Annotated in this window: 8 protein-coding genes; 4 read left to right on the plus strand and 4 right to left on the minus strand. The window is 64.8% G+C overall.

Annotated elements, in window-relative coordinates; genetic code table 11:
• Positions 1 to 181 precede the first annotated feature (181 nt).
• From KEG57_RS40380 to KEG57_RS40395, 4 genes are all read right to left on the minus strand, one after another.
• Positions 182 to 583 carry a hypothetical protein gene (locus tag KEG57_RS40380; protein WP_272426191.1) on the minus strand — a complete coding sequence of 134 codons (402 nt, stop codon included), beginning with the start codon at positions 581 to 583 and terminating at the stop codon, positions 182 to 184.
• 282 nt (positions 584 to 865) lie between these two features.
• Positions 866 to 2,227 carry a serpin family protein gene (locus tag KEG57_RS40385; RefSeq protein WP_272426190.1) on the minus strand — a complete coding sequence of 454 codons (1,362 nt, stop codon included), beginning with the start codon at positions 2,225 to 2,227 and terminating at the stop codon, positions 866 to 868.
• Between the two features lie 162 nt (positions 2,228 to 2,389).
• A complete protein-coding gene (locus tag KEG57_RS40390) occupies positions 2,390 to 3,595 on the minus strand; it encodes a radical SAM protein (protein WP_272426188.1) in 1,206 nt (401 codons plus the stop codon).
• 118 nt (positions 3,596 to 3,713) lie between these two features.
• Positions 3,714 to 3,977 carry a hypothetical protein gene (locus tag KEG57_RS40395; protein WP_272426187.1) on the minus strand — a complete coding sequence of 88 codons (264 nt, stop codon included), beginning with the start codon at positions 3,975 to 3,977 and terminating at the stop codon, positions 3,714 to 3,716.
• A 360-nt stretch (positions 3,978 to 4,337) separates the two neighbouring features.
• Between KEG57_RS40395 and KEG57_RS40400 the strand changes: the two genes are divergently transcribed.
• The 4 genes from KEG57_RS40400 to KEG57_RS40415 all read left to right on the plus strand — a co-directional run.
• Entirely contained in the window at positions 4,338 to 4,559 is a 222-nt protein-coding gene (locus KEG57_RS40400) for a hypothetical protein (protein ID WP_272426186.1), read from the plus strand.
• A 96-nt stretch (positions 4,560 to 4,655) separates the two neighbouring features.
• Positions 4,656 to 5,315 (plus strand): tyrosine-type recombinase/integrase, encoded by a 660-nt coding sequence (locus tag KEG57_RS40405; protein WP_272426185.1) that lies wholly within the window; start codon positions 4,656 to 4,658, stop codon positions 5,313 to 5,315.
• Positions 5,316 to 5,616: 301 nt separating this feature from the next.
• Positions 5,617 to 5,892, plus strand: a complete 276-nt coding sequence (locus KEG57_RS40410; RefSeq protein WP_272426183.1) for a hypothetical protein — start codon at positions 5,617 to 5,619, stop codon at positions 5,890 to 5,892.
• A 435-nt stretch (positions 5,893 to 6,327) separates the two neighbouring features.
• A partial coding sequence (locus KEG57_RS40415) for a helix-turn-helix domain-containing protein (RefSeq protein WP_372518272.1) occupies positions 6,328 to 6,685 on the plus strand: 358 nt, incomplete at its 3' end.

Consider the following 6,685-nt stretch of genomic DNA (forward strand, 5'->3'; position numbering starts at 1 on the left):
CGCAGCGCCTCCTCCGGAGACCCTCGCCCAGGGGAGCATGCAGGCATGAGCATGGTGAGGACGACTATCGTGAGCGCGATTTGTATTTTAATATCAATGGTTGTGCTCCTTGGTTTCATATTCAGGTCTCATGGATTCGCGCGACAGGGGGTCTGAGAGATTCCGGCTACGGACTGCACGCTCATAATGGCTGCAAGATGTCACGCAGTCGCTCGATACGCAGGCTCCGATCGGCCACGTCTCGCAACACCCGCGTGACGACGTCCGATGAAATGACGCGCTCGGGCACGACGACAACGACGTTGACATACCCAGACGGTGCCAATCGAGCGTAGGCTCCAGGCTTTCTCGGTGCCCCGTACGCTTCCGACTGGATCTGCACGAACCATACGTCGCCGTGCTCCCAGTACAAGTCTACCTTCGTACACGTGGACGCTTCGATGCCCAATCGAGCAAGCAACGCCACCTCGTCGGACATAGGATTGACCGCCCAGTAGCGACCAAGGCTGCCGAGCGCGAATACCGAGTTTGGGTCCGCCTCTGCTCTGGCGGCGAAGTCCTCGATGCGTTCTTTCTTATTCATTTGGTTCGGAGCCCTCGTTCTTCATCACCGTGCCAGACAAGGGCCGGTTCGCCCGCCAAGCCACTCCGCGGCGGTCGGAGCGCGGACATGCACGGCGAACTGGGCGGCTCCCTCGTTGTTGCCGGGCTCCGAATCGTTGATCCCGAGCAGGTAGGCCTCGGCTGCGCCGGGCGGGGTGAATTCGAACCCGAGCGGCGTCGAGTGGTCGATGTCGCGCTGGGAGGCATACGGGAGGATGGCGAGGGTGAAGCCTTGCGCGAGTGTGTCGGGGGACCGATTCCCTCACCGGCTCGACGGGTCCGCGACGCGGCCCATGAAGAGGATCATCCCGGTCTTCGTGTCGCGCAGGACGAAGAGGAAGGGGTGATCGGCGCGGAAGACCTTGGGCTTCGGCGGCAGGCCGCTGTCTCGCGCCATCACGACGGCCGTGGCCGCGGCGGCCTCGGTGCCCTTCTCGTCGAGCTCCACGAAGGCCTTGTGGAAGACTTCGCTGACGTAGAGCCGGTCGCGCGTTTTTTGCGGATTGGCAATGCCAGTAAAATCGGCACTGCGGATGTCGAACGCGAGCCGCATCCCGAGCGTCTCGAGCGTCTCGCGGAGCCGGATGGACGACGGGGGATTGACCTGGAACTTGGGCAGGGACACCGTCACGAGCTCGGGCGTCATGGCTTCGATGTAGCGGTCGAGCTCGGCGGCCGTGAGGGACTGCTCGAGCGCGGGGAGGCCATCGACCGCGTCGGGCAAGAGGAGCACCATCGACGTGTCTTTGCCCTCGTACGGCATCTCGAGCACCCGCACGCGGCCCTGCTCGGCGAAGCGGTAGACGCCCTCCCGGTTCATCGTGGGCACGTCCTTCTTGTCCGTGCTCGTCAGGTGAAATGGGCTCGGCCGCGTCTTCGAGACCTCGAACGGGCTGCCCCAGTTGGCCTTGAAGTAGACGGCATTGACGAGGGCGAGGCGCGTCGTTTCGTTGACGCCATTTGGCGGGATGAGGTCCTTGATGCGGTCCTGCGTCTGCTTTTGCGCCCAGCCATTGATGTGCTGCCGCGCCCGCTCGTAGTTCTTCACGAAATCGACGGGCTCGAGCGGCGCGCCGAAGGAGCGCTGCGTGGCGTCGAGAAAGGGCTTCTCGAAGGTATAGGTGATCTCTCCGAAGAGGCGGTTCGTGGTGCGCAGGATCGTGGGCCCCTTGCCCGTGTTCCAGCCCCGCTGGAGTTCGCCCGCCGAACGCATGATGTCGTCGGCGCTGGCATCGAAATGGAGGACGCGCTTCATTTCGGCCGCGGTCTCGCCGCGGGCACCACCGAAGGTCATTGCGAGGGCGAGGGTGATGCTGGCCGGCGAGACGGCGAGGTTGCCCGAATGAGCCGGCTGAGCACGCAGGACCCCCCAGAGGCTCGCGGCGAAGGCGTTGTTGCTTTGCACGATCGGCGCCCTGTCCGCGGGCGCGGGGGCGGGCGACGGGTCGTCAGGGGAGGGAGCGGAGGCAGGGGTGGTGGCGGGGCCGGGCGCTTCGGCCGCGGAGCTCGTGGAGGGGGGTGTAGCGGAGTTCGAGGCCGCGTTTGGCGCAGGGTTCGAGGCCGGGGGAGGAGCGCAGGCCGCGAGGGAGAGCGCCGCGAGCAGGGCGAGCATGGGGGCTTTCATGGGCGCAGGGTAACGCGACTGGATTGCGTGCTCCAGTTCGTTTCGTGGTGGTGGTGCTGATCCCGCTGCTCCCCGCGAGCCTACACGCGCCGAGTTCGTCGTCCCCCGGGCGCTCGCATTGCGGGGATGTATTCCGCGGGCACGCGGACGATTCGGCCAATCCTAGCCTGCGAACGAGAGCGCTTGCAGGGTGGGATCTTCGGTGGTGAGCCGCTCGGCCCGGAGCCGATCGAGGTCGGCTCGGGCCGGGTCGCCATAAAGCCCCGTCTCCCGCAGCCGCTTTTCGATGTGCTGGAGCAGCCCCCGCTCCACCGTGCAGAGCAGGATGTCTCCCACCCGCGGCGAGTCCGCGAAGGTCTCGACGTACTCCCCCTTGGTATAGCCGCTGCAAGCGCCGAAGTAGGGGCATTTCGTGCAGGAGGCCGCCATGCGCAGCTCCGAGGCCCGGAGCGATTTCTCCCGGTTCGCGGAGGCAAACAGCTCCCGGAGCGGCGTCGTGAAGATATTGCCGTAGCTATGGTCCGGATCGTAGGCCTCCGCGTCGGCGTACGCCTCGCCTCGCGTGTTCACCACCACCGCCGTCTCCCACGCGCGCCGGCTGTAGAAGGAGGACGGCATCCCCGGGGTGAGATACCGGATCACCGATCGCACGTGGTCGGTCACGGGCGCGATGGTGAGGTTCTTGTCGCTCTGGAGCCAGAGGTCGACGATGGTGCAGAACGCCTCGAGGGTTTCTTTCGCCGTGATCTCGTAACCGGCGTGCTGATCGGGGTATGCGCCCGCGAAGAGCGGCAGCAGGCGGAAGGACACGCCGAGCCGCTCGTAGAAACGGAAGATCGATTTGATGTGACCCGCGTTCTTGCGCGAAAGTACGGTGATCCCCCCGAACTTGACGCCCGCCTTCCGCAGGCGGTCGATGTTGGCGAGCACGCGATCCTGCGAGTCCTTTCCGGCGAGGTTGACCCGCAAGCCACCGAAGAGATCCAGGGACACGCCGACTCCATGGAAGCCCTCTTTGAGGAGACGGAGGCGCTCGTCGTCGAGCACGGTCAGGTTGGTCTGAACGGTATTTTCGACGCGGATCGGGCCGAAGATCTCGCGTTGCCGCGCGAACGTCGTCCAGTAGACCTCGGGGTCCGGGAGGAGCGGTTCGCCCCCGTGCCAGATGAATTTGACCGTGGTCGGCTCGTCCAGTGAGGCGTAGTAGTCCGCGATGTGCTCGTACATCCGGTCGAGCTGCTCGTGCGTCATCGTGGTCTTGTCCCCGAGCTCGGGGTACTCGTAACAATACGAGCAGCGCAGGTTGCAGAACTTCGAGACCTTGATGATGAATTGCACGGCGCGGGGCGTGGCTGGCTTCACTTGCATGGCTCCTCAGGTCGATTCAGGGGTCACCGGGATGGGGAGGTGCTCGGGGCTCGGCGCCCGCGGCCTGGTTGGCGTGTGTCTCGACAGACCATGGCCGCGAGCGCCCAGCATCAGAACGTCAATCCTGCACGGCCTTGACGGACGCGAGGAGTTCGGCGGAGGAGAGGTGCTCCGCGGAATCACCCGCTTCCAAGGAGGTCCAATCGACGGACTTCCACCATTTCTGGTGGCAGGCCTCGCTCCGCTCGGCACCCGCGAGATTGTTGAGCTTCGCGGCCACGGCCTTGCCCTGCACGAGCGGCGGGGCCTCGGCCGACGCGAGCGCCGAGGCGGACGCAGTCGCCTCCGGGAGCTGCGTCGAGAGCGAGAGAAGGTTATTCACGAACGCCCTGTCATCGTTCTGCATGTGAATCTCCAGTGGTTGTAAACGACCCGTTCTCCACCGGCCCCGCGCCCTCGCCGAAAGCTCCGCGGGAGGACGCCCGCGGCTGAATTTTCTCGGAAAAAGCAAGCAGACGCCGTACACCGACCTTCATGGGGACGGCGCGTGTAGGATTCGTGCAGCGCACGTGCCACGCCCGAGGCGCGAGGTCCCGGCTGCTTCGCGGATCGAGCGTCCGTCGGATTTCCGTTCAGGCGGGCGTCGCGCGCAAAAACAGCGCAATTCGAGCAAAATTGGCTCGAATTGCGCTTCCGGCGACGCTCGAACCTTGCAATGCGAACATCATGCCTACGCCGCGTCATGACGGGCCTGCGCCGCGTCCCGTCATGTACACGCGCAGCGCCGCTGGACCGGGCGGCGGCGCATCTCGGGCTCAACGCGGCGCAGCTCCGCAAGAGGCTCGAGCGCCGCGTCACGCGCGCGGCCGACGGCGGGACCGAGGCGATGGTCGACGGCGTGCGTGCGCGCAAGTTCGGGCGCCTGTGGCGCGTGACGTTCTCGGATGCGCGGGGCGTGCTGTGAGCGTCTGCATTGAAATGAGGGGACGGAAAGGAGGTGGGCCGTGGCGTTGCGTAAGGTGATGCGGCGAGGGGAGTCGCGGTTGTTCATCGATATCCGGTGCTGCGATTCGCTAAGGCGCGCGGGTACATCGCGCGGGTGCCGGAGGGGTTGCCGCGGCTCAAGCCGATCGGGCAGTGCATTCTGGAGATTCCGACGGGCGAGGAGGTCGACCGGATCCTCGCGGCGGCGAGCGCGTCGCAGCGGTTGGCGTTCGGGTTGATGGCGTATGCCGGGCTGCGGCCGAATGAGGTGCGGGGGCTACGGCGGCGGGATGTGCAGCTCCGGTGGGAGGGAGAGGCGGTCGCCGGCGGGTTCGTGAGCCTGCGGGAGGGGCGGTCGTTCGGGGAGACGCATACGCCGAAGACGGGGCAGCGGGAGGTGCCGGTGACGCCGGAGCTTGGGAGGTTGCTCGCGCCGGTGGAGGCGGGGGCGCGGGAGGAGCTCGTGGCGATGACGGTGCGGGGGAAGCCGTGGGGGCAGGCCGGGTTGGTGCAGGCGTTCGAGAGGGTGAGGGATCGGGTGGGGCTGGAGGGGTGGTCGGTGTATTGCCTGCGGCATTATGCGATCACGTCGTGGTTACGGGCCGGGATGCCGGTGCATGTGGTGCAGCAGATGGCGGGGCATAAGAATTGGGCGACGACGCAGCGGTATGTGCATCATCTGAAGGAGGATTTGGAGGAGGCGGGGAGGAGGATGGCAAGGGGAAGGGCCGGCTAGCAGCGTTTCAGCGTTCCCCCGAGAGAAACCTCCTGCGCGGCAGCTCGGGTAGGGTCTACCCTTCTTGTGTGCGTTCCGGTATGGTGGAGCCATGCCGACCCCCCCTCCCGTCGCAGAAAACAGTCCTGCTCCTTTAACCGATTCACCCGTGCCGACCGGTGATGCCAACGGCCAGCGACACGTGGAGGTTACACCGAGTGCACCCACAGTCCCTTCGACTTCTGAAAAGCGCGAAGTCATCCCAGAGGCTCCGTCGCCGGTGCCACCCTCGGGCCCCAAACAGACATCACACGAGGTCTCGATGGGATCCATAGAAAGTCTGCACCTGACTGCGGTCCTTCGGGATGTCACGAGACGAGTTGCCGCCATTGAAGATGCGCTCACCAAAAAGGTCGCTCCAGACACTAAGTCTGGCGCTTCGCTACTATTGGAATATCTCAAGGTGGTCTTCGGCGGGTGGCCAGCTCTCGGCTTCCTATTTCTTCTGCTGTTTTATACTCCTCTGCAAGCCGCATTGACATCCATTCCTGAAAGGTCCGAACCGCCGACGAAATTCATCTTGCTGGCGTCTCGCTGAAGTCTACAATCAAAAGTGTCGCGATAACGCAGGGAGTTGGCCCACTGGCCGACAAGCTCCCCCAGTTGTCTGGTGATGCAATAGGATTCCTCCTGCGAGCGCCCCGGGCTGAGCGAAGTCTGGTATCATTCACGGTGTCGCCAGACTCATCAAAATGGGCGGAGGTCCACTTCCCATCAGAGCGTTTTCTCAAAGCGCTGGCTCAATTGGAGGCTCTGGCGCTCGTGGAGCTTTTCGGCGGCTTTGGAAAGCGTGAGCGGCTCGATGGCGCGAAGCTGACTCAGCTCTCGGCAGACTTCAAGACCAAGCTGCCCGGTGTCGAGCAGTCAGTGCCAGGAAGCGACACTATCACGTGGAAGCTAGTGTCATGAGTTAGAAGAACGCGAACATTTTTTGGACGATCCCCTCCCTCAACACATGGAGGTGAGTGGGAAGATGCGACGTCGAACTGGCCGCCCACTCGAACCTCTGGTCCTGACCGCTGAAGAACGCGAGACCCTGGAGCGCTGGGCGCGCCGACCTAAGTCTCCGCAGGCGTTGGCGGACCGTGCGCGCATCGTGCTGGACTGTGCGGAGGGCAAGAGCAACGGTGAGATTGCCGCGTCGAATGGCGTCTCCCGACAAACGGTGAGCAAGTGGCGAGGCCGGTTTCTCCGGCATCGGCTACAGGGGTTGAGCGATGCGCCTCGGTCCGGGGTTCCGCGTACGATCACGGATGAACAGGTCGAGCGCGTCGTGACCAGGACGCTCGAGACCAAGCCGCACAACGCGACCCATTGGTCGACGCGCTCGA

It is taken from the genome of Polyangium jinanense (assembly GCF_028435365.1).

What these genes read in the sequence shown, in the direction of transcription:
- KEG57_RS40380 (WP_272426191.1), bottom strand. Translation starts at nt 583, where the DNA reads ATGAATAAGAAAGAACGCATCGAGGACTTCGCCGCCAGAGCAGAGGCG.
- KEG57_RS40385 (WP_272426190.1), bottom strand. Translation starts at nt 2,227, where the DNA reads ATGAAAGCCCCCATGCTCGCCCTGCTCGCGGCGCTCTCCCTCGCGGCC.
- KEG57_RS40390 (WP_272426188.1), bottom strand. Translation starts at nt 3,595, where the DNA reads ATGCAAGTGAAGCCAGCCACGCCCCGCGCCGTGCAATTCATCATCAAG.
- KEG57_RS40400 (WP_272426186.1), top strand. Translation starts at nt 4,338, where the DNA reads ATGACGGGCCTGCGCCGCGTCCCGTCATGTACACGCGCAGCGCCGCTG.
- KEG57_RS40410 (WP_272426183.1), top strand. Translation starts at nt 5,617, where the DNA reads ATGGGATCCATAGAAAGTCTGCACCTGACTGCGGTCCTTCGGGATGTC.